Source organism: Bradyrhizobium sp. McL0616, from assembly GCF_049993385.1.
Taxonomy (GTDB): domain Bacteria; phylum Pseudomonadota; class Alphaproteobacteria; order Rhizobiales; family Xanthobacteraceae; genus Bradyrhizobium.
This window is the reverse complement of sequence record NZ_CP188255.1, coordinates 6632071-6659022: the sequence shown is the minus strand read 5'-3', so window position 1 is coordinate 6659022 and position 26952 is coordinate 6632071. Positions and strand designations below refer to the sequence as shown.

The 26952-nt window shown below is 59.5% G+C and carries 21 protein-coding genes and 3 pseudogenes; 10 read left to right on the top strand and 14 right to left on the bottom strand.

All coding sequences use genetic code 11. From position 1 onward, the window contains the following. Window positions 1-33 precede the first annotated feature (33 nt). The 7 genes from ACPPVR_RS32005 to ACPPVR_RS31975 all read right to left on the bottom strand — a co-directional run bounded on the left by ACPPVR_RS32005 (window position 34) and on the right by ACPPVR_RS31975 (window position 6367). Window positions 34-1533, bottom strand: a complete 1500-nt coding sequence (locus ACPPVR_RS32005) for a recombinase family protein (protein WP_426610521.1) — start codon at window positions 1531-1533, stop codon at window positions 34-36. Beyond that, entirely contained in the window at window positions 1523-2008 is a 486-nt protein-coding gene (locus ACPPVR_RS32000; RefSeq protein ID WP_426610520.1) for a DUF2924 domain-containing protein, read from the bottom strand. The genes ACPPVR_RS32005 and ACPPVR_RS32000 overlap by 11 nt, the downstream gene beginning before the upstream one ends. Next, a complete protein-coding gene (locus ACPPVR_RS31995) occupies window positions 2005-2355 on the bottom strand; it encodes a DUF3489 domain-containing protein (protein WP_426610519.1) in 351 nt (116 codons plus the stop codon). Before ACPPVR_RS31995 ends, ACPPVR_RS32000 begins: the two co-directional genes overlap by 4 nt. Before the next feature lie 401 nt (window positions 2356-2756). Further along, entirely contained in the window at window positions 2757-4187 is a 1431-nt protein-coding gene (locus ACPPVR_RS31990; RefSeq protein WP_426610518.1) for a hypothetical protein, read from the bottom strand. Window positions 4188-4189: 2 nt separating this feature from the next. Next, window positions 4190-4630 carry a DUF5681 domain-containing protein gene (locus ACPPVR_RS31985; protein WP_426610517.1) on the bottom strand — a complete coding sequence of 147 codons (441 nt, stop codon included), beginning with the start codon at window positions 4628-4630 and terminating at the stop codon, window positions 4190-4192. Continuing rightward, window positions 4620-5864, bottom strand: a complete 1245-nt coding sequence (locus ACPPVR_RS31980) for a DNA modification methylase (protein ID WP_426610516.1) — start codon at window positions 5862-5864, stop codon at window positions 4620-4622. The genes ACPPVR_RS31985 and ACPPVR_RS31980 overlap by 11 nt, the downstream gene beginning before the upstream one ends. A gap of 137 nt (window positions 5865-6001) precedes the next feature. After that, entirely contained in the window at window positions 6002-6367 is a 366-nt protein-coding gene (locus ACPPVR_RS31975) for a hypothetical protein (protein WP_426610515.1), read from the bottom strand. Between the two features lie 673 nt (window positions 6368-7040). On the opposite strand from ACPPVR_RS31975, the gene ACPPVR_RS31970 reads away from it, so the two are divergent. From ACPPVR_RS31970 to ACPPVR_RS31955, 4 genes and pseudogenes are all read left to right on the top strand, one after another. Continuing rightward, complete coding sequence (locus tag ACPPVR_RS31970; protein WP_426610514.1) at window positions 7041-7544, top strand: hypothetical protein; 504 nt, start codon at window positions 7041-7043, stop codon at window positions 7542-7544. A 343-nt stretch (window positions 7545-7887) separates the two neighbouring features. Continuing rightward, window positions 7888-9000 carry a hypothetical protein gene (locus ACPPVR_RS31965; RefSeq protein WP_426610513.1) on the top strand — a complete coding sequence of 371 codons (1113 nt, stop codon included), beginning with the start codon at window positions 7888-7890 and terminating at the stop codon, window positions 8998-9000. 107 nt (window positions 9001-9107) lie between these two features. Further along, window positions 9108-9419 (top strand): hypothetical protein, encoded by a 312-nt coding sequence (locus ACPPVR_RS31960; protein ID WP_426610512.1) that lies wholly within the window; start codon window positions 9108-9110, stop codon window positions 9417-9419. Between the two features lie 163 nt (window positions 9420-9582). Then, window positions 9583-10613, top strand: a pseudogene (locus tag ACPPVR_RS31955) (IS110 family transposase). A 406-nt stretch (window positions 10614-11019) separates the two neighbouring features. Here the strand turns inward: ACPPVR_RS31955 and ACPPVR_RS31950 are convergent. Beyond that, window positions 11020-11454 carry a hypothetical protein gene (locus ACPPVR_RS31950; RefSeq protein ID WP_426610511.1) on the bottom strand — a complete coding sequence of 145 codons (435 nt, stop codon included), beginning with the start codon at window positions 11452-11454 and terminating at the stop codon, window positions 11020-11022. Window positions 11455-12202: 748 nt separating this feature from the next. Here ACPPVR_RS31950 and ACPPVR_RS31945 point away from each other — a divergent pair. The 3 genes from ACPPVR_RS31945 to ACPPVR_RS31935 are packed head-to-tail and all read left to right on the top strand — an operon-like array spanning window position 12203 to window position 13286. Further along, entirely contained in the window at window positions 12203-12580 is a 378-nt protein-coding gene (locus ACPPVR_RS31945) for a hypothetical protein (protein ID WP_426610510.1), read from the top strand. A gap of 6 nt (window positions 12581-12586) precedes the next feature. Continuing rightward, window positions 12587-12757, top strand: a complete 171-nt coding sequence (locus ACPPVR_RS31940) for a hypothetical protein (RefSeq protein WP_426610509.1) — start codon at window positions 12587-12589, stop codon at window positions 12755-12757. Window positions 12758-12776: 19 nt separating this feature from the next. Continuing rightward, window positions 12777-13286 (top strand): hypothetical protein, encoded by a 510-nt coding sequence (locus ACPPVR_RS31935; protein ID WP_426610508.1) that lies wholly within the window; start codon window positions 12777-12779, stop codon window positions 13284-13286. A gap of 2141 nt (window positions 13287-15427) precedes the next feature. Here the strand turns inward: ACPPVR_RS31935 and ACPPVR_RS31930 are convergent. From ACPPVR_RS31930 to ACPPVR_RS31910, 5 genes are all read right to left on the bottom strand, one after another. Next, complete coding sequence (locus tag ACPPVR_RS31930) at window positions 15428-15724, bottom strand: hypothetical protein (RefSeq protein ID WP_426610507.1); 297 nt, start codon at window positions 15722-15724, stop codon at window positions 15428-15430. Continuing rightward, window positions 15721-16017, bottom strand: a complete 297-nt coding sequence (locus tag ACPPVR_RS31925; protein ID WP_426610506.1) for a hypothetical protein — start codon at window positions 16015-16017, stop codon at window positions 15721-15723. The genes ACPPVR_RS31930 and ACPPVR_RS31925 overlap by 4 nt, the downstream gene beginning before the upstream one ends. A gap of 564 nt (window positions 16018-16581) precedes the next feature. After that, complete coding sequence (locus ACPPVR_RS31920) at window positions 16582-18384, bottom strand: SLC13 family permease (protein WP_426610505.1); 1803 nt, start codon at window positions 18382-18384, stop codon at window positions 16582-16584. A gap of 55 nt (window positions 18385-18439) precedes the next feature. After that, on the bottom strand, window positions 18440-20077 hold the full coding sequence (locus ACPPVR_RS31915) for a DcaP family trimeric outer membrane transporter (protein ID WP_426610504.1): 1638 nt from the start codon (window positions 20075-20077) through the stop codon (window positions 18440-18442). A gap of 357 nt (window positions 20078-20434) precedes the next feature. Further along, window positions 20435-22000 (bottom strand): AbgT family transporter, encoded by a 1566-nt coding sequence (locus ACPPVR_RS31910; protein ID WP_426610503.1) that lies wholly within the window; start codon window positions 21998-22000, stop codon window positions 20435-20437. A gap of 904 nt (window positions 22001-22904) precedes the next feature. On the opposite strand from ACPPVR_RS31910, the gene ACPPVR_RS31905 reads away from it, so the two are divergent. Further along, on the top strand, window positions 22905-24623 hold the full coding sequence (locus tag ACPPVR_RS31905) for a hypothetical protein (RefSeq protein WP_426610502.1): 1719 nt from the start codon (window positions 22905-22907) through the stop codon (window positions 24621-24623). Between the two features lie 243 nt (window positions 24624-24866). Here the strand turns inward: ACPPVR_RS31905 and ACPPVR_RS31900 are convergent. Beyond that, window positions 24867-25264: pseudogene (locus ACPPVR_RS31900) on the bottom strand (transposase); the annotation flags it as partial. 625 nt (window positions 25265-25889) lie between these two features. Between ACPPVR_RS31900 and ACPPVR_RS31895 the strand changes: the two are divergent. Together ACPPVR_RS31895 and ACPPVR_RS31890 are read left to right on the top strand one after the other, a co-directional pair. Then, a pseudogene (locus tag ACPPVR_RS31895) lies at window positions 25890-26252 on the top strand (DUF992 domain-containing protein). A 50-nt stretch (window positions 26253-26302) separates the two neighbouring features. Next, a complete protein-coding gene (locus ACPPVR_RS31890) occupies window positions 26303-26899 on the top strand; it encodes a LemA family protein (RefSeq protein ID WP_426610501.1) in 597 nt (198 codons plus the stop codon). Window positions 26900-26952: the final 53 nt, after the last annotated feature.

Here is a 26952-nt window from a genome sequence, read left to right as displayed (position 1 = left end):
TGATCAGAAGTTCCATAACATCCGGCGGGCCATTCATCCGACGGCTCGGTGCTGTTGCCTCCAGGACAAGGGCAGGAGTTTTGGGATATGCTTTAGCTCAAACATTGCTTCGCCTTCCAGGATAGCCCGCGTCAGGAGTGGGGGTAGAAACGCCAGCCGCAGTCCCTGGCGGATTACTTTTGGATGCAGGTCTGCGGCGGAGGCGAGATCTTCGATGGAGGCGTGGTGCCCGGCAGACAGGTCGTCGAGCCAAGCGTGGGCCCTGATAATCGATTTCACAAGCTTGTGGTCGGGCTTCGACCCGAACGTAGCGGCCACTTGAGCATCGCCTTGGGGCTTGGGTGTCCAGGGAATCTCGATTGAACGTTGTTTCCCTTTTAGCTGCTTCAGCGTCACACGAATAAGGCCGTTCGATACGGTGATCGTATCGATCCGTTCGATAACCTCTTCCTTTGGTGCCTGCAGCTTTTCGCTGAGCGCGGCCTTGACGAGACCTTCGATCTCCGGAGCCGATATCCGGCTAACAGAGCCGGCCTCGTGCTTCCGCCCTCGCAACGCCACGCTGACATAGAAGCGGTAGCGCACGCCACTCTTGCTGGAAAAGCTCGGACCCATGCGATTACCCTTGTCGTCGAAGAGCTTGCCTCCGAGCAGGGCGCCGCTTTCAGAAAACTTAACCTTCCGCTTTACGGTGTTGAACTTAAGTAGATCCTGGGCGCGATCGAATGTTCGCCGGTCGAGGAGTGCGGCATGCTCTCCTTTGAACCATTTGCCGCCGTGATGGGTTTCCCCAATGTAGATCCTGTTCTTGAGGAAATAGGCGAGGGGACCGTAGGTGAAAGGTATGCCGCCGCGGTATTTTAAGACCTTTGAGTTGCGGCGCTTGGTGACGATCTTCCGTCGATCAAGTTCGGCCACCAGCTTGCTGAAAGAGCCCACCTCCAGATAAAGTCCGAAGATCGTCCGAACCGTCTCGGCCTCGGCTTTATTGATGATGAGCTTCTTATTCTCGGCATCGTAGCCGAGCGGCACGCTCCCCCCCGTCCATTTGCCCTTGCGCCGGCTGGCGGCGACCTTATCGCGGACTCGCTCGGCCGACAGCTCCCGTTCAAACTGAGCAAAGGACAAGAGGACATTGAGCGTCAACCGACCCATGGACGTCGTGGTGTTGAACTGTTGTGTCACCGCAACGAACGAGACTGATTTGACGTCAAAGGCGTCGACCAGCTTCGCGAAGTCGGCGAGCGAACGGGTCAGACGGTCGATCTTGTAGACCACCACCACGTCGACCTTGCCTGCCTCAACGTCCATTATGAGTCTTTTGAGGGCGGGGCGATCTAGGTTGCCTCCGGAGTAAGCCGGGTCGTTGTATTGCTGGGGCAGGACTCGCCAGCCTGCAAATGCCTGGCTCTTGATGAAAGCTTCGCAGGCCTCCCGCTGAGCGTCCAGCGAGTTGAACTCCTGCTCGAGGCCATGCTCGGTGGATTTGCGGGTATAAATGGCGCAGCGAAGGAGCTTGGTGTCACTTGCCATCGGTGCCCTTCCGTCCGGCTGCCTCGCGCAGACCGAAGAACCGGGGGCCGTTCCATCGGGTGCCAGTGATGGCGGTGGCGATCTCGGAAAGGCTGGCAAAAGTCTTGCCTTCGAAGGTAAAGCCCTCGGCCATCACCGTCACACGGTAGATCCGTCGATTCCAGGTCCGCACCAGCTCAGAGCCCGGCTTGATCCGCCGCGGCAACTCTAGGCGACCGTTGGGCCTCGCTGAGGCCGTCTTTACCAGCTGGTTGAGTAACCGCCGCGTCACCGGGGGGAGGCCACCATAGGACTTCTCCTGGATCGTGTGGGCAATGCTGCGGCGCAGGAGGTCCGGACCGAAGGCCTTTGGCGGTTGAGTCCGGAGCAGTTCGCGGTAGCGCTTTCGGAGTTCGACAATGGGCAATGTCGGCAGCCGATCCAGCTCTGCCTCAACGGCTGGATCGGCTTCAATTGAACTGAGCTGGGATTTCACGAGGCTGCACCCGCCTTGGCGATCCGATAGAGACGGGTGCCATCTACCTTCTCCGAGGCCAGATTCAGTTTAAGCTTCTTTTTGACCACCCCGGCGAAGAAGCCTCGGACGGAGTGCTGCTGCCAATCCGTGGCCTTCATGATTGCAGTAATGGTTGTGCCCCCGGGTTGGCGCAGCAGGCCCAGGACGGTCTCTTGTTTGGAGGGACGGACAGGCGCGCCCGTTGGCTTCGACGCCATCTTCTTGGGCGGAGGGGGCGCCTTAGCGGGCTTGCCAGTCTTGGGAGGCGGTAGGCTTGTTCGTGCCTTCGGGAATTCCAATTTCGGCTTCGCTGTGCGTGTGGTCATCTGGCTCTCCATCGTATCAGCGACGTGCTGCTACTGACAGAGGCCCGGCGTTAAGGGCCGGGCGAGAGCGGCCGAAACCTAGCTTCGGTCCTGCGAAAGCCTGAATTTAATGGAGGCGATGGGCGCGAACGGCATCGTTGAAAACAAGGTCTGGCCCTACGTTGTCCTCCTAACTTCAGGGGACAGTGACGCTCTGCTGGCTGCTGAAGTCGAGCGAATTCGGAGCAATCTTGTGGCTCTTATTGCGCCGTTACGGTCACGAACCTGCTGAACGTAAAGGCTTAGTTTTTTAGTGACGGTCAGCCTTCGCCGCGGAGGCCGCCATGCACAACTGGTGCGGGGTAGGGGGCAAGTCAGTGTTGAATGGCTAGTTTATTCTGTAGCTGCTTACAGCGGAGCATTTACCAACGTGGGTAGTGAGAACCGAGTGCGATTCCGATTCCATGTTCACGTGGTGGTTGTATGGGGAGTATGGGCTTCGTATCCATGAAATCAAGATATTGCGTCAGGGCGTCGACCTGATCGTCGAATTCTCCTGGGAATCCGACTATTTCGTCGATGAGCGGCTCGCGCCAGACTGCGTCTGCGGGAAAGCAAATTTTCTTGGCGCGTATTTTGGGATGATGCCGAGCGAGACGATTAGCTTTCGACTCGCGAGGTATGATCAGCTTGATCTCGAAGCGAACTTTCTTGCGAATCGCGGCGTAGAGGGCCGGACCGTTTGCCGTTTTCTCGATGAGGGCGACGCTCGGATTATTGCGTTTCACGAAACGCCAGAACTCCTTTTGCAGCTGCATAAAATCGCAATGATCACAAAACTGATCGAGAACATAATAACGCCCTCCGCCGAATTTCCACGCTTGGATTACGCTGCGACTAGCGTTGCTGCCGCCGCTCTGACCAGGGTCGATGCTGAGGACAACCGGAGCGATCGGAGCCTCGCGCTGTTCAAAGAAGGCAAAGTGCTCCGGGCACGGAGTAAATGATGCTCGTGGGTCGAGATCCTGCTGATGGAATAAACCGAATGGCGGAGCGAGCTGTGTCCGTTTCAGCCGTTCTATCTCCGCTTGAGAGTAGGCATTCGGTTGAAGGATGTCGCCCTTCTCGCGCACCCACTGGTCATGACCGAGATCATATTTGCGCCTTTTGGGAGCGACGAGCGGTAAACGAAGGTAAGTCCAGCCACTCTCTTGCAGAAGATCAGCGGACAGGTCACTGGCGCTGATGCGGTGGGCAATGACCAGTACTGGGCCGTCGATCTTGTTGTTGAGGCGTGAGAGGATGGTGTTGAAGTTGTTACGAACTAAATTCAACTTTCGTTCGTTGTTCCAGTCGCTGATTTCGTGCGGGTCGTCGTAAATAATGAAGTCGGCGGTCCGGCCTGTCACAGCGCCGGTGGCGGCGATCGCAAATATACCGCCCCCTTCCGTCGTCTGGAAATCGTTCGCTCGGGAATGGCCTTCCTTAATGCGCGTCGCAAACATCGCGCGATACCAGCTGGTCCGCATCATGTCGCGGATCTTGTCGCATAGTGCGGACGCAAAGTCGTCATTGTACGCGACCAGCAGAATTCGTAGCTGCGGGTTCGTGCCTAGACGATAGGCCGCTAGGCAGATTGTTCCCACGAAACTTTTCAGATGTTGCGGGGGGAGGTTAATCAGCAGGCGCTTACTATGGCCAGAAATCAGGTCCTCGATGACGTGACACATGTGCATTACGTAAGGTTGATCGCCCAATTTTTTGTCATGCACTTTTTTAAAGGCATACGGGACGAACTGACGAAATTGAGAGCGAGCAAGTTCAATCGTGATGGATTTCATGTGGTTCGGCATGTCTACTCCTTCGCTCTCGAGGAGCGACCACCCTTTGAAGATTTCTTTTCCATGGTGCCTGCCCCCTGTTGTTTGCGTTGTTGCGTGACGTAGGTCTCGAGCAGCTCAAGGTCATCGAGGTCGACCCGTTCGGAAGCGGGCGATGAGTCGTCATCAACGCCAAATAGCCGCATGCATGCTAGCAGCGCGCTGACTGCGCGAATGTCCTTCTTGATGGCCGCTGCCGTCAGGGTCTTGATGAAAGCACGCTGCTTGGTAATTCTGCGTTCCTTGCCGTTCTCAGTGAGGACGAGCTTTTCCCGCAATTCCGCAGCGAGGTCCGATTTGAAGCTGGTCTTGGATTTCGGTCGGCCCCGCGGATTACCGCTCTGTCCCTTCTGAAACCGGCTGCGCTTGGGGGGCCGCCGGTAACCGACGTCTTCGTCGTCTGGTTCACGCGCCATCACTGGACTCCGACGGTGCCGCTAACCGCCGGCGGACGGTTGCATTGAAGGTCTCGCCGGTTTCGACGGAGATCGCGTCACGACCGGTGGCATTCTGCCAGCGGCGGACGGCGAGATCGACATAAAGGGGGTCCAACTCGACCCCACAGCAGATACGACCGGTTTCGTGTGCGGCCATCAGCGTTGAACCCGATCCGAGGAATGTGTCCAGCACCAGGCCGCCGCGTTTTGTGACATCTCGTAAGGCGTCCCCGATCATCGCGACTGGCTTGACCGTTGGGTGCGAGCCTAACAGTTCGTCACGGTCCTTGCCGAACGACGACATGCCGCCATACGATGACCAAACATTGGTCCGGTTACGCCCATGCCGGCCAAGTTCAACATTATCTAGCGGACGTGCTGCGCCGGCGAGGTACACACAGACAAATTCATGGGCATTACGATAAATTCCGCCCATCCCGCCGTTGGGCTTAACCCAAACGCAGATGTTGTAGAGCGGCATGCCGCACAAACGTGCGGCCACGTTCATCTCCGTAACATGTCGCCAGTCGATGCAGGAATAGATCAGTGCCTGCGGTCTACTGGACGTACGCAGCACCTCAAGTGACTGGCGCAAGAAGTCGAAGAACGCGTCGTCGGTGAGTTCGCCCGCGCCCTGCACGAATTCACGATGGCGGAGCTTGCCTTTCCCTGAAATAAAGCCGTTGACCTTCAGATTATAGGGTGCGTCGATAAAGCAGACATCAGCCAAGCGACCGTCGAGAACCCTGTTGACGAAGATCGGATCGGTTGCGTCGCCACAACCGATCCGATGCTTTCCTAGCACCCAGATCGTTCCCGGCGCTGAGATCGCGATTTCCTCCACGTATGGGATGTCGCTGCCGTTCTCCTCGACATTGGCTTGAGGTAGATCAAGGTTCAATCTCTGGTCTATCTCCGGCGCAGGAAAGCCCGTGAGATCGAGCTCGAAGTCGATAGAAATCAGCTCTTCAAGAACAGCTCGCAGATTTTGGTCATCCCACACCGCATCCTGCGCGGTTCGATTGAGCGCTAAACGGAGCGCTTTGACCTCTGCCGGCGACCTGTCGTGGACGAACGTAACATCGACATGGCTGGCGCCATTCGCTTTGAGGGCCCGCCAGACCAACTCCAAATCGATGATCTGACTCTCAGGCGTAACTGGGATCGGAATGATCTGGCCAAATCGCTCCAGCCCGCGCTGCAAAACTTCCATCTGCTTTTTGGGGTGGCGCCGTAGGACCGGCTCTATCGGTTTCAAGGAGTCAATCGGGACGCGGTGGACGCCGAGGTGATTGCTACGAAGGATAGGCAGCGGACCTCTGATTGTTTCAGGGCACATTGTTGGCTCGCTCAATTCAGACTACGAAATAAATGTTCGACGAAGATTTCGTTGCCGGCACCGGGAATCGAGCAATAAAGTTGATGTGCTGCACCGTCTTCAATCGCTTTGCGCACGATTCTACGATCATCAGTATCGACGCCAAACATCTGAATGAATGGTATCGAAACTAAGTCTTCGTCGACGTCAAAGAAGTTTTCGCCTTTTAGAATGCCAGTTGCTAATTTGAAGAACAAATGCTCGGCCAATAAGAGCCGTTCAAAAAAGTGTAAGTCTTCACGGCCCTCGTGATCTGTAAAAAACACTGCATAATAGGGGTAACTGGGTTGAGCGATTCGGGTAGGTCGAATCCGCCAGCTCCGGGACTTGATTGTCATGGCTCTTCCTCCAGTCGGTGCAAGGAGCGGAAGCGCGGTCATCGGGGTTGCAGACGCAACGGCGTACCCGCGGCAACGCTCCTGGCGTTGTCATCGTTCGGAGTCGAAATCGCGGAGCCGCCCGCAAAAGCGACGGCATGCCTTGATCGACCTGTGATGTTAGGGATACGCTTCTGGGGCTTAAATCTTCGACTCCGAGCCCTGCGGACATAGTCGAAAATTACTGAGTGGCTTCGAAAGCTACACTATACAGGTTTCTAGAATACCAACGAGAAGGGTGCTCGCAAGTCCAGGTAGTTCACAAATCGGTGTAGTCCGGTGGCGAAGCCGTCGCCTCCTGATTGGCGCGTAATGGGCGATTATGGAATGCGGTATGGACCAAGACTTGCCGTTAATTCGCGCGGGCGTGCGCATGGAGAATCGTCGTTTGTACCGCGCGTCGGATCGATTTGAAGCGTGACGATTTTGTGTTTGCTCGGGCCGAAGAAGCTGCCGGACACGGGCGTGCATTTGCTAATTTCGCGTCCAAACGCAACGGGAATCAGAAGGATGACGCTTCGCGGCCGCTGTGGACACCTAAGCGCCTAAGCGCGCCCAAGCTCTATCCTATCCCTCCAATTCTGCCGCGGCCTCGTCGGGTTGACGTAACAGGGTGGCTTGGTAGGCTGACCGCATGGGCATTTTTGACAGACACCGCGGTACTCTGGTTCCCGTTCACGCGGACAACGCTAAAACCAGAGATTGGCTCGTTCTTCTGGAAGCAGCCACCATTGTTGGCCAGCAACGCGACAAGCTTCGGGTCGCCCTGACTACGCAAGAACGGAAGGTCGTAAAAAAGCGCAGGCTATTCCGCAAGTCGGAGCATTTTCTTGTCATCGACGGATACGATCCAAGGATACATGCGCTCTATTTTTGTCCTCAGCTCTACAAGAACGAGAATGGCAGCTTGGTCCCGCTGGTTGGACCAGAAATCGGACAGTTGATGGCCCAGGCGCTTGAGGGCGGAGCACTCGAAAAACCGCCGTGGTATGAGCCTGCCGACAGTACCCCGAAGGACCCCGTGATCAAAGCTGCTCCCAGCATGGAACTAGACAGCTTGGTCGTCGATGCGCCCCGCCCGAGAGCCAATAAGCCAGCGCCGCTGCGCGCGGTAGGAGTTACCGAAAAGGACAAGTGACGCATTCACGCGTGCCGCTGTGGCCTAAGGCACTCCTGCTGGCGCCCTCGGCAACAGTAGCGCTCATGAGCGTCTTGACGGCGCTCCACTTCAGCACCCAAGGCTCTTAGGTTATCGCAGCGCGATAGGCGTGTCTCACGGAAGCGCTGCAGAGTGATCACCGTTGTGGGCCTCACCATGACGGTTGTTCGGGGCACAGCGGACGCCGCAGTGACCGAACGCGACTTCCGAGTTTGACCCGTTGCGGTCATAAGCCTACTCGAAATCTCGCAGTGCAGCGAACTTGGCACGCTGGGGGACGTGCTATTATGTGGGTTGACGAGAGGACGGCCGCATCAATCCGATGGACCCAACCACGCCCGAACCTGCGCCTGCGGTGCTGGCGGTCACGATCGTTCATGGCACTTTCCCTCGCGGTCCGTGGCTGCAACTGAGGCGCAATTTACGCGCGCTGCGGACCCGCATGCGCGGCTGGCAAGTCGACGAGGCCGCGCTGTGGCCAGCACCGGATTCAAAACCGGATCAACGGTGCTGGTTCGAGCAGGGTAGCGAATTCGAGCGCGATCTCGCGCGACGCAGCGGATTGCCTCCAGGCAGCGTCGTGTTCAATCGCTTTCTCTGGTCTGGTCGCAATACTTTCGCCGACCGGGCCCAGGCGGCGAGTTCGCTTCGGGCCGCACTGCGGGAGTTCGCGCGCGACCATCCGGGTGTGTCGCACGTGGTGCTCGCGCACAGTCACGGCGGCACCGTGGCCGTCAAGGCACTGGACACGCGCGACGAGCTCCGCGGTGGTGGTGAGACCGCCGACGTGCGAGCGTTGCTCACGCTGGGCACGCCCTTCGTGCGGCTGGTGTGGCGGTGGGGTCGGATGCCTGAAAACGGCTTCGTAGAACTCGTCGCCACGCTGCTGCCGCGGATGCTTCTGGCGTTGGCCCCGCTCATGGCGCTCCAACTCAGCTGGCGCAGTGATGGTGTTGCACAGGCCGTGGCGATTGTGCTCCTTATTTCCGCCGTGGTGGCAATGTGGCGCGCATCGATCGTGGCGGCCACGACGATCATCGCCATCGTTCTGGCTTTTGGCCACCGGGACCCGCTGCTTTGGGGCCTCTTGCTTATCATCATGGCGGGCTACGTCCTAAACTTCCTAATGCGTCCCGCAGGCAACGTAGACGACCCAAGGTCAAGGAGGATTCTTGAAGAGTGGGTGCGCAGCCTTTCCAAGGCCGGGAAACGCCATGTCGAAGAGGAACCGCTGTGCCTGCCTTGTCCCTTGCTGGCCCTGCGCGCGCCGCGCGATGAAGCCAGCCTCGTCATCGGGCTCGGCCAGGTGGTGCAGGGGCTCGGGCATGCCGTGGCGTGGTTCGTTGGCTGGGCGGCGCGGCGGCTGCGGCTAAAGCCTGCGCTGACGCTACTCGTGCTCGTGCTCGTGCTCTTACTCGTCGTGGGAGCTGCATAAACTTGCTGGGCCTGGTTGGAGAGGGATTCGGCTTTTGGACGCCACTGCCCAAGGAGTGGGGCGATTGGCTTTGGTGGGGGTTCCTTGGCCTCTTGGTTGGAGGCTACGTGGGGCTGCTCGTCCTGGTGACAGCGATGCTGGCGTGGGCGCTGCCGACGATCGGCATCAGCCTGGCCACCGGGCGTGAGGCCTTCATGCTGCCCGTGGCGACACTAGTGGAGGCCGAGCCGCTGCCAAATGCGCGCGCCTCCGACGGCCTGCGGCGGGCAGAAATGGCGCTTGAAATCCTCTACGACGCGCAGCCCGCGGGCCTAAATCACTCGCTGTATGACGCTCCTGAGGTACGCGACCGGATCGCGATCTGGCTGCGGGAACAGGCTGGCGCGCCCGCGGTCAAACGCGAGGCCGAAGAGGATTAGTGCTGATGAAGTGCACTCGCTTCGAATAAGGCTGGCTTTTCTGCACCCTGTTGCTGCATCTGCGGACGGCTGCTATTGATGCTGTGGACGGCTCCTCCAGCGGCGCGAGAGCGCCAAGGAGTGGGCGCCATTTTGAGGCTCCCACGATTCGGAGGAGCAAGCTATGCAGTCAATTTCGACAATCGGTCTGGATATCGCGAAGTCGGTCTTCCAAGTACACGGCGTTGATGCAGCCGGCCAAGTGGTCTTGCGCCGTCAGTTGAAGCGCCGCCACGTGCTGGCGTTTTTTCAGAAGCTGCCGCCCTGTCTGGTGGGGATCGAGGCTTGCGCATCATCGCACCATTGGTCTCGCGAGTTACAGGCGTTAGGGCATACGGTACGGTTGATGCCTCCGGCCTATGTGAAGCCTTACGTCAAGCGGCAGAAGAACGACACCACGGACGCGGAGGCAATTTGCGAGGCGGTCACGAGGCCCAACATGCGGTTCGTGCCGACCAAGACGGTCGAGCAACAGAGCTGTCTGATGCTTCATCGAGCGCGCCATCTCTTCATCCGCCAGCAGACTGCCGTCATCAATTCAATTCGCGCCTATCTTGCCGAGTTCGGGATTGTCGCCCCCGTCGGGCGTAGGGGTGTCGAGCAGTTGCTGGAAGTCGTCGCCGATACAGCTGATCGCCGGCTCTCAGAGGTGGCCCGCGCGTGTCTTGCGGCTCTCGGCAGCCAATTGCGGGCCCTGAAGGCCCAAATACTGGAGTTCGACCGACGCATCATCGCCTGGCATCGATCAAGCGCGACGAGCCAACGGCTGGACGCGATCCCGGCGTCGGGCCGGCGCTGGCAACGGCGCTGTTCGCGAGTGTTGCCGATGCCAACGCCTTCCGATCGGGACGGGACTTCTCGGCCTGGATTGGGCTCGTGCCGAAGCAGAACTCGAGCGGGGGCAAGGACAAGCTTGGCAGTATCAGCAAGCAAGGCGATCGCTATTTGCGCAGCCTGTTCACGGCAGGCGCACTCGCCGTGATCCGCTATGCCAAGATCCATGGCACGGGGCATCGGCCCTGGCTCACGAGACTGCTGACGCGCCGACCCACCAAGGTTGCTGCGATCGCGCTCGCCAACAAGATTGCCCGGATGGCATGGGCCATGATGGCCAGGGGTGAGCGCTACAGGGAGCCCGTCGCGCTCGCGGCGTAACCTATCGCGCCGGACATCCGGTGTGACGTAACGGTTGGGAGGGCGAACAGCACGTAATGCAGCGCCGGTCGATCCGGCGATCAGGACAACCCACATGGGCCATGGCATCTTCGAATGCGTGCTATTGACCGGGACCTGATCCGCGGAGGGCATTATGGCCAGCGGTCACGTGAACCGCGCTAATAGGCCGAACACATGGCTGCTCCGACTACCGCCGCATGCGTAAAGAAAACCCTTGCCAACCTGGAGCCGTCCACACATGGCCCTTTTGAGAAGTCCCGACAGAATAGGTTGATGTCCGAGTTCGAGGGCAGACCGGACCTAAGGCGGACATCGTGGCGCACGTTGTCCGCTATTTAGTCGCTATCGGGGGAAAAGCGGACGTCGCACAGAATCCGCAGGCGGTCTACTGCGCTAGAAATCTGAGTGCGACAATCAGTGCCACCATGCTCGCGAAAATCAGCAGTGCCGGGAGGAATTTCCGGGTCATTGGCCTCGTCGAATGCCGCGCAGCCGATTGACCGCGTTGAGGTCTAGGCGGTCTCTGGGACCGCACGACTTTTTCCTCTGTCGTTGGCGTCCGAGCCTTTGGTTCCGGCGCCGCGCCGACGCCTCCCATCTCTCTGTAATAAGCGCTGTACACCTCGCGAACGGCCAGGGCCATGGACTCGACCTCGCTCATTGTCTCGAGCCGGGTTCGATAATTAGTCAGAAAGCTTTGCGCGTTAGACGGCAGGTCATCGAAACCACCGAGCTTGGCCATCATGAGCCAGGTGGCAAAATCCGCCTCGGCCTTCGTGCGAGCTTTCTTGGCGATACTGGCGCTGGAGCTAGAGGACATGGTGGTCCGATTGGTTTGAACCCGGCAGCGAAGCTGTTCATCGACCCCATCCGCGCGGCGGGAAAGGCATTTGGCAATCCATTCACAGTAATCACGGCGCGGGAGAGTTCAAACGCGAACCTTACCAAACTAGCTGGCTCCTGGCCCAGGTTGAAACAAGACTGAACAGGCTAGCTAGGGTAGGGCGCACCTCTGCTGATGCCACGACGGCAGTAGCCGACATTGAATCGTGGTCCAATTCGACTCCAATCAGCACGCTCTGAATGTGTGCACTGCGAGGCACCATACGAACAGTGAGCGCGGTAACAGCATCTGCAGGCCGATCCTTTGACGTCTGCGGATATCCCATCCTCCAAACGCCACTGGAAAGACGCCGCTTTTGCCGCTGCTGGTCGAAACCTACGGTCAAAACCCACGGTCGAGCATCCTCACCGCATCGAGGATCGAATGTCTGACCAGCCGCTCCCGTTCTTTCATTTAACCTTGACGCGCAGGACCCAGTCTTTCGGAGAAAGCGCTGCGTCGGAAGCGAACGAGGTCAAGAACCTCCTCCAGCGCGCCGCGCATGTCATCGCGAGCGGTGCGCCGATCGACAAGCCGGAGCAGCGCGAGCTCAAGTGCTCCAACGGCCACGTCGTCGGATATTTTGAATTCTCGGAAGACGCCATCAGGGACCAGGCCCGGGTTTCGATCGCACGCACTTCCGGATGCCGTCGGCGCTGGAGCTCGCCAACCGACCGAGGGGCGCATGACCGCCACGCGCCCCTTCCTCCTCGCGCTGCTCCTGTTCGCCGCTCCCGCGTTGGCGCAGTCCCCGGCGATGCCGTTCACGTACGCGCAATCCATCGGGACATCGTCGGCGCTGATCATTGGCGTCAACCCGACGCGCCGGCGCATCGAGTTCTATAACTCGAGCGATACCGCCAAGATCGCGGTTTGCCCGACCATCAGCCGCACTGCGACGCCGACCATCACCTGCACGGTCAATGGTCCCGGCTCGATCACGCTGCTGCCGTATCAGTCCTACCGCGTCGACGGCGTCGGCCAGGTGCCGAAGGTCGACTCCGCGTGGAACGCCATCGCGAGCGCACCAGGCGCGCCGCTATCAATTTTCGAATGGGAGTAGTGAGAGATGAGCAAAAGTTCAAGCCGGCCTGCGCCCGCTACGCGACGCATCAAACATTTCAGCGATCCCCCGCGCAAGCCGGCGAAGCCAAGCGGCGGCTCGACGCAAACCTCGCGCGAGACGATCCGCAAAGCGAAAACCCCGGGCGAGATCAACCCGAAACAGATGAACCACTAGTTTCCATGGAGCCACCGCGATGAACGCGACGATGACGATCTATTCTCGCAGTGGCGAGACCCGGGTTCTTTCCGCGGTCGCCGCCGAAAACGAAGTCCGCGCGTCGCGGGGTTTTTGGAGCTTCTCGAAGCCGTTGCCCAGGGGCTGGGATCGCGTAGTACCGCGCTATTGCGCCCCGGCCGATTTGCATCCGTCACCCCTGGCGCGGCATCGGTTCGAAAACCCGATTAGCTTTTCTACACACAGTTCGCTTTGGCAATACTGCGACGAGCCCGGTGGGATCAGCGCCGGGGAGACCGTGGAAACGACCGCTTGGCCACATTTGACGATGCAGCCCTTGAACCACAGCGCCATCGCGGTGAGGGACTACCTCCGGGATCATATGAAATCGCGCCTGCCGCAATCCCCGTGGCGCGCCGGGCGTCTCTATCTCGACGATGGCCTGAGCGGGGCGGTGCCGCATGACCACCTACTTGCGCGCCGCGTTGAACCGGCGGTGCCTTCGCCGATCCGCGTTGCCGGCCGGTGAACGCATGAACGCGAGCGCTGCACCGTTCTGCCGGCATGTTTTGGATTACTCCGGGCTGGTCAATGCAGTTCGCGACCGTTCAGAACAGATGGAAATGTCGCGGCACGAGCTCGATCACATCGCGGGTTTGACCCAAGGGCATGCCGACAAGATCTTGCGGCCGCGGCCCGAGAAGAAGCTCGGCAAGGCATCCAGGAGCAATTGCAGCGTGATCGGGAGCACGCCGCAGCCCGCGAGGATTTGCTGACCAAAGCAGAGGCCAGGGTGAGGGCCGTGATCGCCGCGGTGCGGCTCTCAGGTCGGGGCAACGGCGATGGATCCTAAGCGCAAGGAAGAGCGCCGCGCGTTCAACGAAGCCCCGCGGACCCGAATGAGATTGGTCGCGGCACACCGCGGCGTCCCCGACGATCAGATGAAATGGTTGGGTCGGATACGTCGCGAGGACCTCGTGAACTTCGTCAGAAAGCACCAACTCGATTGGAATTGGGTGCTGTTGGGCGTCACGGAAAGGGCACCACAACGTCCAGCCATGCGCGTCATCCAAGGGGGCGCCAATGACGCACCCTGCCGTTAAGGCAGTAAACAAAGAAGGCCGCAGCGATGAAAACCGCCGCGGCCCCCGCCTTGTCAAAAAAAACCGGGTAAAAAAAATACGTTAAATATTGGTCCAGCCCCGGTACCCCAAAGCTACGCCCCAATATTTCCGCAATTCAAACTAAATCGGCTGTTCCGGTTAACGGAACAGGAGCTCCTGTTGCGCTCGGACAACTCAAGCGTCAGCAACGCTGGCGGGCTTGTGTTAGCGTCCTGCATGCCGCGCCGATCGTGCGGAACGTCGCGGCATCGGCCGCAGGAGCTTCTTAAGGGGGCGCCTGCGGTCGTTCGTCTCGTTTCCCGGAATGGGTTTCGATGGTGGAACCGATTTAATGCTCCGCCGTTTTGGAGTCGTCCCTAATAGCTTAGGGAGTGCGCCATGCCGGAGCGCCGCCGAGTAAAACAGACCCGCCCTCTTGAAGAACGACTAGCCGAACAAGCCGCCCATCTCAAAGAACAAGCCGACCAGCTTCCTGCAGGCCGGGAACGCGAGGCCCTTCTTAGAAAGGTCCGCCTCGCCGAGACCGGCGCGCGGCTGAGGATTGGCTCACCTCGCCGGGGTTGCAGGCCCCGAAGTAGCCGCCGTAGAGTGCCTGTGAAGCCATCTCGGCAGCTGGTCAGTACATGGATTGGCTCGAAATCACGTTCTCGCAGTGCTGACTGCTAGCGCCGTCTCGGCGGTCGTCGGTGCGTGGGCCGTGATCACCAACAAGGATTAGGCTGCCTCAGTGGGAAATCCAATAGACGAACGCCCCGGCGAGTAAAATCATCAGCGCGGGCCGCACTGTTCTCTGCGTTGGTCATGCGCCATCGAAGCGCGGCGCGGGCACGAGTCAAATTGTCGATTACTGGTGGCTCGGAGCGCGCGTGAGGTACTGCGCGTCGTGGGTGTGGAAAAGACGATCACCGCTTCACGCTGGCAAAGCGCCAAACCGAAGGTGGACGATGACACGCGTCGCCGGCAGATGGGCGGTGACGAACAGCGCGTGGCTTCGGTCCCGCGCTCAAGCCGCCGTCGACGCAGACCTCGAGCCCGTCGCTTGAGCAAGGCGGGCTTTTCTTTTGAGGGGTTCGATAGACGGGGCATGGCTTTTCGGCAGCCGGCTTTGGTCTCTGCTCGATTTGTTCGGGCGGAAAAATCTCGCCGGCCGGGGTCGCTCTGACCGGCGATCGGCGGCGTGCCGGCTACGGTCAATCGAAGGGTTGTTGCGTCGTTCCTATTCCCGGACGTCGATCCGTAAAGTTAAGGTGACCGGCTTCCGCCCTCATGGCCTGGCGGGACTTCACGACGACCTATTTTGAACCAAAGCGACCGATTCCGCATTTATCCGGTTATGAAAGACCAATGGTCCGAAATGCTCCGATGCCCGAAATGCCACAGGACTGGCATCGTCAGCCTTATGTTGCCGGGCAACGAAGAAATTCCAACCGTCAACCGCATCGGGGCTGGCTTTAAAGTCGTCAAAACCCAGTACGGCCCGGCCTTTCACTGCGAGGCTTGCGACGTACCGGTCATACCGTGAAGGCCCCAGTTGGCTACCTGACGGTCATTGATCCCTCTTCAGCTTGCGCCGGCCCCAGTGTGGCTCCTTGCCCTTTGGGTTGAGCTCGGGGACGTAGTGTCGGTTCAGCGCCCGCATGATCCCAATGCGGGCGAACATCGTCGGGCCCCCGCGCTCCGCAACCACCATCAGAGCCTCAGCCGCGGCCTGCCAGTGCGGCAATTGCTGCTGAGCCTTGGGCAAGGACGCAATGTGCTCACCGGCATCCCTGAGCGTGCACAGCGGCGTGCGGCCGGCAATCACTATCGGCTCCTCGAAAGGCCGCCCCCAGCCTTTGGTCATCGCGTGTTTCCATACCCCATCCCGCCCTTGCCGCCGCCATTCCAATGGAAATCCGGCCGAACATCAGCGCCGCGCCTGCCGCACGCCGAGCAGACAAACCGCGCCTCGACGTCCGATAGCCGCACGTCGTCAATCCAGCGATCGGCGCTGAGGGCGACGCTATGGCTGCATCGGTAGTCCGCGCAATAGACCAGGACGCCGCGCACGCCGGCGTCGCGCATGTTGCCAAAGGTGATCTTGACCGGGCGGCCGTCGGCGCAGGTGGGCGTGTGGCGTCGGACTTGGCTCGGCATCCCGCCATCAAAGCGGGGCCGCGATCACCGCGCAAATTGTCAATCCCTTGGGCCTCGCAACGCGCGCGAGACCCTGCTGGTCGTGGGTGTGGAAAAGTTGGCTCAAATCGTCAGCAACGTGACCCGCTATTGACGTTCGCGGGCCAGCCAAGGTCTGATCCTCTTGCACGGTTGAGGGGCCAGCATGCGCTACTTTGGCGTTCTGATCATCGCGTATTGTGGAGTGTTCCGGCTCAAGCCGACTATGTGCTGTTCAGCCAGTGGCTCGCCCTCAATAGGGGCGACCGCAATACGTATCTTGCTGGCTCTATGGATGGCTGGCTGGCGCTAATGGCTATCGTGGCTCCAGCTTCCGAAAGACACTACTACGCCTGCTTAAGGGATTCGCGCACAACGCCCGATAGCCTGCGCAATGCCGTTGAAGATTTCGGCAGAGATAAGCCGAAACTTCACATGGGAGAGGAGCAGCATCGTCCGATTCTCCTTCAACCGACAACAGAATTGGGTTTACAACAGGGACAGGTCGTCAGTCGCACATCTTGCGGAAGGCAGGGTGGTGGGTGATCAGAAATGCCAGAATGCAGGAACCAAGAAAGTCGCCACTACGAAAAAAAGCGACAGTAAAGGCAGCCCGAGCTTCCAGTAGTCTCCGAAACGGTATCCTCCGGGGCCCATCACCATCAAGTTGACCGGGGTGGCAATCGGAGTGAGGAACGATGCCGCAGAAGCCACCGCAATGCTCATGAGCACAGGTCGCGGCGATACTCCCATTTCGGTCGCGGCCGCCATCGCGATCGGGATCATAATAAGCGCCGTCGCTGTGTTGCTGATAAGTTGACCCAGAATCGCCGTCAACACGAACAAGCCGGCAAGCAGCGCGTAGGGACCGGCGTCGCCGATCAAATGGATCAGCGTTGCCGCCATAAGGTCCGCCGCTCCGGTGTTTTGCATGGCGGTCGAGAGCGGCATCATCGCGCCAACTAGGATGACCGTTGTCCAATTGACCGCGCGGTAGGCTTGTTCCACAGTTAGCACTCCCAGCAAGACCATTGCGCAGGCTGCTAACAGTCCGGCAATCACTGACGGCACCCAACCGGTCGCAAGCAGTAGCACCATCACGAGCAACACGGCGATCGCTTCCTTCGCCCCGGTTCCTAGCGGCACTGCCTGGCGACGAATGAGTTCCGGCGAGTCGACCACCAGAACGTCCGGGTCGTTGAGATGCTTATCGAGAGCATTCCAGGTTCCCTGCAGCAGCAGCGTGTCGCCTGCGATCAATACGGCTTCGGCCAGATTCTCGCCCCTGCGCTGGATTGCCAGGATGACCAGATCCCCGCTGGGCGTGATCATGCCAGGAAACATTGGCTGCCCAACCAAGCCCGAGCGTGGCGGAATCAGCACCTCGGCCAGACCAGACGTGCGGTTGAACAATGTATCCGCGACCTCGGGTATGTCATCAGCCCGGAAAGCCAGCACATTGTCCGATGCGAGAGCGCCCACCGCTTCGGCGCCACCGCGCACAATGAGAATGTCACCCTCATTGAGTTTTGCTTGGCGCACGGGTCCGCCGCCGTCACCAGCCTGGATAGTGATCAGGCTGACGCCTGCGTAGTTCGTCAAGTCAACGACAGTCGGCGGTGAGCCGATGTACGGAGAACGTGCGCGCACGCGAAGCCGAAACAGCCCGTCGTCCAACCGGTACTGCTCGACAAGTGTCCGGGCGTGTTTGCTGAGATCCGGTGGGATCGCCCGTCCCTTGCGTTCCGGCAGCAGGCGCTGCCCGAACAATATCACGATTGCTATTGTCCCCACGAGCAGGGGGACCCCGGCAATGGCGAACTCGAAGAAGCCGAAAGGCGCCAGGCCGGCGTCGGCTGCGCTTTCCGATACGAGGACGTTCACCGGTGTGCCGGTAAGGGCCAGGAGCGATCCGGCGTGTGCCGAAAACGCGACTGGCATGAGTAATTGCGAGGGCGAGCGGCCAACGCGGGTTGCCATCACGACGACGACCGGGAGAAGTGCCGCGACCGCCCCATTTATGCTGATAAGAGCGGTGAGCAGTGCAACGAGCGTCATCGTAAGGACCAACAGCCGGGCGCGGCTCTGCCCCGCCCGGGCGACCAAAAGCTCTCCCGCCCACGCCGTCACGCCAGTAGCATCGAGGCCTGCGCTGACGACGAAAAGCGATGCAATGAAGATAACCGCCGGATCGCCGAAACCGGCCAACGACTCTCCGAGTTTAAGCAACCCAGTGCCATACAATGCGATCGCCGTGCCGATGGCCACCAGCACAACGGGGAAGCGGTTCGAGACAAACAGCACGATGACAACGGCGACGATCGCAAAGGTGACAGCGATGCTGTTCAAGTTAATCGCTCCGACACAGTTTTCTCTTCATCGCAGCTATGCATCTGCGCAGATTTCAGAACCGCACGGTGGCGGAGCCAAGGATGCGATTGGCGGTACCAGAACCGGTGCTGACCGGGGCTGTTGCTGCGGTGCCGCCGTACACGTCCCGATGAGAGTAGACATATTCAAGACCGACATCGAGCCATCCGGTCCCGACGCTGTTGCCACGAAGCTCGGCGAACGGACTCCAGATCAAATTGACGATGCCCTGCTGCATGGTGCTGTTCAACGACGTCGCCGAGGCAGATCCCGGCACGAACAATTGCGCATAGGACGGATATTGCTGCCATGCGTAGGAGTAGACGAAATTGCTGCGCACTTGCGGTGTCCAGAAGTGACGGTAGCCTGCGCTCGCGCCATAGGTCGGCAGGGCGTCGAGACTGGGATCCACAACGCCGGGCAGGCCGATGTTCGACAACGCATCCTGGCCGAAGGTATTGGCGCCGAAATAGCGCCCGATGCCTTGACCGTAATAGGCCATGCCAACCAACTCGTCCGGACCGAACGCCGGTGACAGCCATCGCATCGGAAAGCGGCCACTGCCCGCGAAACCCCAACCGGCGGTATTGCGCTCGACAGCGGGAGGTGCTGCCGAAGTGCCTGCGGTACGGATGGTGAGATCGCGCAACAGGCCGCGCAGGTCGAGGCCCAGGCCATCGTTCCGGTATTCCAGCCGGCCGAGCAGATCGGGCACGGAGGCAAATGCGGGACTGAGCCCGCCAAAACCAGCCGGAGTGCTGATCTGCGTGAACACGCCGGCCGCCGACGTGTACTGCGTATCCGGCATCTCGATCGAGACGTGCCCGGTCAATCCCGGGGCCAATGTTGCGGTCGCCCGAACCTGCGGCTGGCGCACGAAGGACTGGTTGAGATTGGTCGAGAAGTTCACAGTTTCATAGACGCCCTCGTTCCAGAGGCTGTTCGCCCAGCCGACCAGCACGCGAAACTGTTCGGTGCCGAGTTCGCCCCAGGCCTGACGGAGCCGAAAGACCGCATTGGGAGAGGCCGCCGCGCCCCCGCCGAAGTCTCCTTCCAGGCGGGTTTCCAGAGTGCCCCAGGCGATCGCCGTGCGCGTATCCATGCCGATGCGGCTGAACCGGGCGGACAATCCGGTATCACCTCCCTGGAGGTCGGCGGGGCTTCCGGAAAGTGGAATGGTTTGTACTGTCGGCGCATCGGACTGATTGCGGCCATTGAAGTCGTGGTAGCCATGGAGGTTGGCGAAACCGTAGAAGCGTACCTCGGACTGCGAACCTGGGATAAGCAACGACAAGCCCGGGAGATCGGAACGCAACGCGTCCTGGCCTTCTCCGTCGTACTGGCTGCCCATCGGTTCGGGTGGACGCAGACCCGGAATGGCCGCCCCGGCAGGTTGTAGCAGGACCGCTGCATTCGCGGTCATTCGTGGCTCAGTCGACGTGGCCGGGATCGGCGACGGCTTTTGCCCAGCGGTTGGTGCCGCGGCCTCACGACGCGCGGTGGTGGCCTGAAGCTTCGAATGCTTGTCTCGGGTCTCGAGTTCGTCGACGCGATGGCGCAGTGCGCTGATCAGCTTGTCACCTTCAGTTGCGCGGGCTTGCAGCGCATCGAGACGCCGCAACAACTCTTCGATGGAAGGCTTCTGCTCCTGACTCGCGGCTGTCTGTGCCAAAGCCGGACCGGCAAATATTGCGATTGATGCAATGCCGCAAAGCGCTCGGAATGTCGGCATTAAAGCCTCCTGTTGGCACGTTCAGGGCACATCGAACTTTGCGCTCGATTTTACCGATCGCAAGGCGGCTCCGTGGGTGGATCAAAATTTTCGACTGGAGTGTGCTGTTTCGGTCGCACTCCAGTTGTAGACGTCGAACTCGGTGGCACTCCGCAAAAGCGCGTCGCTCTGTGAAGATCGATCACTATCGATTTGAACCGGCTCTCAGCAGCTGCGTGACCGATCTCGTAGCGTCAATCTTTGACCCCGCGAGCCGAGCGCCTCGAAGTTCGTGGTTACGAATTCTCGTTTTGCAGCTCACAATCCCCAAGGCAAGCCCAGTAGGTACCAGACAACGAACAGCAGAGTCCAAATGATGGCGATCCAGAGTGTGTAGGGCAACATCAGCGCGACGACCGTCCCGACGCCCGCCTTCTTGTCGTAAATCTGGGCGAAGCCGACCACCATGGCGAAGTAGGCGTTGAGGGGGGTGATCGCATTGACCGGCGAGTCGCCGATCCGGTAAGCGGCCAGGACTGAAGCGGGATCGACGTTGAGTTGCACGAACACCGGCACAAAGACCGGTGCGAAGATGGCCCATTTGGCGATCGCTGGCGTGAACACAAAGTCTATGATCAGGACCACAATAATAAAGCCCACCAGCAACCACAGCGGGCCGATATGCGCGTTTTTCAGCGGCTCGGCCATCGTCAGGGCCATGAGCGTTGGAATGTTGCTGTAGTTGAAGTAATCGACAAACTGGCTGATGACGACGAACAGGAGGATGGTGCCGCTCAGCGAGGCAACCGCTTTCGTCATGGCCGCGATGACGGCCGAGGAGCTGTTCACCGTTTTTGCGCCGATGCCATATGCGATGCCGGTCGCAAGGAACAGCACCATGATGACCCCGATCAGGCCGTTCATGAATGGTGAGTTGCCGATCAGGACGCCGGTCGTTGGATTGCGCAGGGGCGCGCCCGACGGAACTGTCAACAGAAGGAACAGGATCACGACCCCGAGCAGCGCAAAGCCGCTGTACCTCAGCCCGCGCGACTCGTCGGCGGAAAGCTGTCCACCGTTCGGCCCCGGTTGAGCGTCGGCGGTTTTCTCGGGCTGGTACACGCCCAGCCGGGGTTCGATGATGCGGTTGTTGATGAGCGCAATGACGACCGTCAGGACCGCGACAGACGCGATCGAGAACGAGACATTGGCGGTCAGATCGAGTGAAGTGGTCGGATTGACCATGTGGATTGCGTCGTTGGTAATTTCCGTCAGAACCGCATCAAGCGGCTTGATGATCATGTTCACGGTGAATGCGCCGGCGACTCCGGCAAATCCCACGGCGAGTCCAGCGAGAGGATTTCGGCCAACGCTCAGGAAGGCGGCGCCCGCCAAGGGGATCAACACCACATAGCCTGCATCGGCAGCTATGCTGGACAAAATGCCGACGAACGCGACGATGTAAACGAGTGCCCAACTCGGAGAGACGGCCACGAGCTTTCTGATCAATGCGTTCACGAGGCCGGCTTCCTCCGCGACGCCGACGCCCATCATGGCGACGATCAACAGCCCGACGGCGGTGAAACCCATGAGGTTTGGCACGAGCCGGGTGTAGATGTGACGAATTCCGTCCGCCGTCAGCAGGCTATTGGCGGTCGTGGTTGCGGTCTCGATCTTGTGGGTATCCGGATTGATGACCTGGTAGGTGACGGTCGCCCCCAACATGTAGAGAAGGTGAGAGAGCACCAGCACGATAGCGATGAGGATCAGAAATATCACGATCGGGTGCGGGACGCTGTTTCCCACGCGCTCAACGGTGTCCAGCATCTTTTGCGTTAGCGTCTTGGAAGGTGCCGTGTTCACGGCGTCACTGCGCGTGCTCATATCGGAAATCCTTCCACTCCATAGCCACCGCCGGAGCAGCAGTGGTGCCACAACGACCCATGCCATTAGAGCAACGAGGAAGAACGGACGCCAATACGCGCACGAACTCGCCGATCTCATAACCGGCGCGATGGACCCGCTAGTCCCGCGCCGAAGATGCCGGCGTCATGGGCGCGAGCGCGGCGATTATCTGAGGGACCATGTTTGGACGGAGCCCTCGCGGGAGCGGATTGCTCGTCGTTGCGCGATCGGTCTGTTCGCACGCTGCCTTACGAACAATCAATAAGGCGCATCAAAACCCGGTTGAATACTGAAAACGCCCAGATTGTTCCAGGGCAACTACCTACCCGAACAAATCGATGGTCCTGGCCTTTGCTATCTTCGCGGCTCCAACCGAACCGAATTCGTCAGGATCGATCTCAAGGTACTCTATGATGCCTGAATGATGCCTGAGATTGAAATGGCTCAGAATCCCGCCGTCGCGCACGGCATCTCTTACAGAACGACTTATCCGGCCGTCGTGCTTACGAGCCTTGCGAGCGATTATTCCGCTCGGGCACCGGGTTGCCCAGCGATAGCCAAACGAATATCTGTGTCAGCGGGACTTCCATATCCGACTTCGGAGGCGCGCAACCTTGCGCTACTGCGCATTCGTTCGTTCTCGACTGCCCCGACCTGCCACTCTCCAGAGTCTCTGCTGCTGCTTACGGAAGTTTCGATTAAAGGCATCATAGAGACACAACCCAATAGTATTTCGGCGAGAATAGCTTTGGGGTTAGGCTCGAAGCCGGCGAAGAGGCGATCACATGAGCAATCTTGCTTTTATTACCAGAACCATTTCTGGACAGAACATCCACCGATCGCAGACGCAATACGAAGTCGGGGCTCAGCGGACGCCGGTCGCATGAACCCCTCGAAAACTGCATCCGTCGGTGCCGCCGTTCGCTTCGCCGATTTCGAACCGCTCCACGCCGCCGAGAAAAAGATCATTGCGGAACTCGGGTCGGGGGACTTCATCAGAATCGGCAACGGTCTGTGCCCCGAGGGGAACGACCCCGGGCGAATCGTCCGGGCGGAACTTCTGCGTCTTCTTATCATTGGCAGCGGCAGCGATTTACGCTTGCACGAGAAGGGACTGAGGATCAGCGGAGCCCAGATAGTTGGCACACTCGACCTTGAGGGTTGTCGAATCCCGCGCGACATCACGCTTACCGACTGCCTCTTTGACGCCTCTCCGGTACTGCGCTCTGCCGTTATCGATAATTTATTTCTAGATGGATCGGCATTGCCCGGTCTGCAGACCGATCGTTTGGAAGCACGCGGCGGACTTTCCATTTGCGGTGCGACCGTGACCGGCGAGATCCGGCTTCGTGGTGGGCGCGTAGGCGGCAACATCGAGGCTGATGGCGCGAAGATCATGTCCCCTGATGGCGTTGCCCTCGATGCCAACGGATTAGAGGCCCGGGGCGGCATCCTATTACGCGGCGCCGAAGTGCATGGAGGTATTGATCTGTCAGGAGTACGCCTTGGTGGCGATGTCAACGGGGCTGGTGCACGGATCGAGCGGCCCGGCGGGGTCGCCCTGAATGGCGGGGGTATCGGGGCGCGGGGCGACCTCGCCTTCCGAGGTGCAACGGTTACAGGTGAGATCCGTCTTTTCGGCGCGCATTTCGGGGGCGACATCGACTGTACGTCGGCGATCCTTGCGGAGCCTGAGGGGTATGCGCTGAGACTCAATCGCGCCAGGGTCGATGGTGCTTTCTTTCTGCGGCAGGGTGCTTCAGTTTTGGGTACGCTTGATCTGACGGCAGCGGCAATCGGCGCAATCTACGACGAGGAGGCATGTTGGCCGTCAAGGGGCGATTTGCTGCTCAATCGTTGCCGATACGGCGCACTCATTGGTGGACCTATCGATGCGACGAGCAGGCTTGGTTGGCTAGCCCGCCAGCTGCCGGAGCGGTGGCAACAGGACTTCTGGCCACAACCTTACGAGCAGCTTTCGACGGTACTTCGAGAGATGGGCCATGACGAGGAGGCTCGCGCGGTCCTTATTGTGAAGGAGCGGCTCCAGCGGCGAGCGCGGCGAGCGCGGGCGAAAAATCCGTTGTTGCGTGCAGCGTTGGCGATAAGCGACGGTACCCTTGCCGTGACCTTGGGCTATGGGCGTCAGCCTCTGCTCGCCCTGCTCTGGTTGATCCTGTTCTGGGGTGTCGGAGTCGTCGTGTTTAGTATTGCGGAGCAGAACAGCGCTCTCAAGCCCAATAGCGCAATAGTTCTTCGCTCTCTAGAATGGACGATGTGCGCGGTTCAGCAAACGGAACGTCGCTACATGCCCTCTGCCGGACAGGTGTTGGCTGGTCGTGCATCAAGCGGGCAGACTCAGCTATCCTGCTTCCTCAGCCAACCTGAAGCTGCCAGCTATCCCGAATTTAATCCTTGGATGTATTCGCTGGATGCGCTTTTGCCAGTCATGGAGATCGGGCAGAAACAATATTGGAGGCCAGATCCCTCGAAACCCATGGGACTTCTCACTCTCAATTACTATTATTTTCTTTCGGTCATCGGATGGGCTTTGAGCCTTCTGGCGGTCGCTGGATTTTCGGGGCTTGTTAAATCAAAATAGTTAGAACGACAGGATTGCGACGTTACGCGAGGAGATAGAGTCCCCTGAACGAACAGAACATCCAGATAACGCGGACCGAAAACGAGCAACACTCGCTGACCGATTGCGACGCTCGCTCGATGGAACATGCAGCCTTCACTCGCCGGCATCTTACACCTTCCGATCAGTCGATGATCTTACGGCTGCTCTCCCTTTGTCGTCGAGGCTAACTTCGATCCAAAAGCCCATCGTCACCGCTGCCATCGCGTCGTCCGGCCGAAGGCTGAGATAACGCACGGAGGACCGATCAGCCCCAATCACTTCGCACGCCCGCCGCTGACTGACCTCAAAACTCGAACAAAGGTGAGCCACAGTCTGCCGCCTTGCGACGAGCGTCACCATTTTTTTGAGTTGAGATCCTTCAGCATGGCGTTGTCGAGCATCGCCTCGGCCAACAGCTTCTTCAGCTTCGCATTCTCGTCGGTCAGGATCTTCAACCGACGAGCTTCCGACACATCGAGCCCGCCGTACTTAGCCTTCCACTTGTAGAACGTCGCGCTTGAGATCCCGTGCTTGCGGCAAACATCACCGGTCTTCGATCCTGCCTCGTGTTCCCGTAGCACCGCAATGATCCGCTCTTCCGTGAACCTCGACTGCTTCATCTCCGTCTCCCTCAAAGGTGACGGATTCTACCCATTTTTGGAGGAAGTTCAGGGCTCAGGTCAATCGCTCCATGACCTTAACTCACCTAGATCTTCATTTCCCGCAACAGCAACGTCTCTCTCGCTTTACCGGGCGGCAGTTCCTCGTCTTCCGCGACCAAGGCCACGCCGTTGGCGGCTCTGTATTCTGCCGGTTCGCGCATTGCGCGCCTCAACCCGTTTTGGTTGGTCGTTAAGCACGTTAAGTATGAACCTTAAGCGTGAAAACGACCCTACACAAAGCGCCATGTCGGGCATGCAGCCTATGCAAAGAGCGTGTTAGCGATGCTTATCTTCAGCATGTGCCTTGCGATGGTAGGCGCTGTCCACGTCTGTGAAACGCCCATGCTCTTGCTGAGGGTTTTGCCCGATGGAACGACTTAGGCAAGACGCTACATTCATGACTACTTCGATCCGCTACATGAATTGCGATCGAACAGATTCCGACACGGTACCGACAGAAGATTGTGTGCCGCGACTGACGCGCTGGAGAGATTGATGCTAAAAGGCCTTCCTTCGTTGGCGATATGCACAGCTCGCGCTCGTCTTCGCTACGCCGGCATATGCGCAAAGGCAGCCGGTTCGCGTGGGTGGACTTACTTGCGAGACTGGGCCGAGAGTTGGATTGCTGATTGGCTCACGACAGGGGATGAATTGTGTCTTCCGCGCAAATACAGGACAGCTGTATCCCTAGCGGGCAGGATTACTCGCCTTGTTTTGGATGTCGGTTGTTATTCTGGAGCGTCTTTCCGCCCACGAGCCATATCGGTCCAGGCGCTTTTCGGGGAACCTTCGAGGGCGCAGCGTGAACGCATCGCTCGGTATCGGACTCGACGCTAACGTACTTGTAAGAAGATCCAGCCGCACGATCTCACTGCAACCGTTGTCGGTCGTTGGTCTATTCGGCATCAATCTGGCGTTGGGGGTGGCGGCCCTAGGGCTCTATTAGCCTCCACTGACGTTCTTCAACCTGTCTCGCTCGAAGAGGGAGATCAGCCAATGAGTCCGGTCATCATCACCCTGCTCGTGCTCCTGGGCGTCGGGCTGCTGCTCGCGCTCTGGCTCATGGGCATCTACAATGGTCTGGTGGTCGCCCGCAACCGCTTCAAGAACGCCTTCGCCCAGATCGACGTGCAGCTCAAACGCCGCTACGACCTGATTCCGAACCTGGTCGAAGCCGTCAAGGGCTACATGAGCCATGAGAGGGAGACGCTCGACGCCGTCATCAAGGCCCGCAAAAGTGCGATGGCGGCCGAGCAGAAAGTCGCCGCCGACCCCAGCGACCCGGCGGCCATGAAGGAGCTTAATCAGGCCGAGACCCAGCTGGGCGGCACCCTGGGCCGGCTCTTTGCCCTGTCCGAGGCGTACCCGGACCTCAAGGCCAACCAGAACATGCTTGCCCTGCAAGAGGAGTTGACCTCGACCGAGAACAAGATCGGCTTCGCCCGGCAAGCGTTCAACGACGCCGCCGCCACCTACAACATCCGGCGCGAGGTCTTTCCGGCCAACACGGTGGCCGGCATGTTCGGCTTCAAGGAGGCGGCACTGCTCGAAACCGCAGAGACCGAGCGCGCAGCGCCCAAGGTGTCGTTCTAGTAACCCGCCGTCACCACTTTGTGGATTCCCATGCTCCCAAAGCCGCCTCTGAC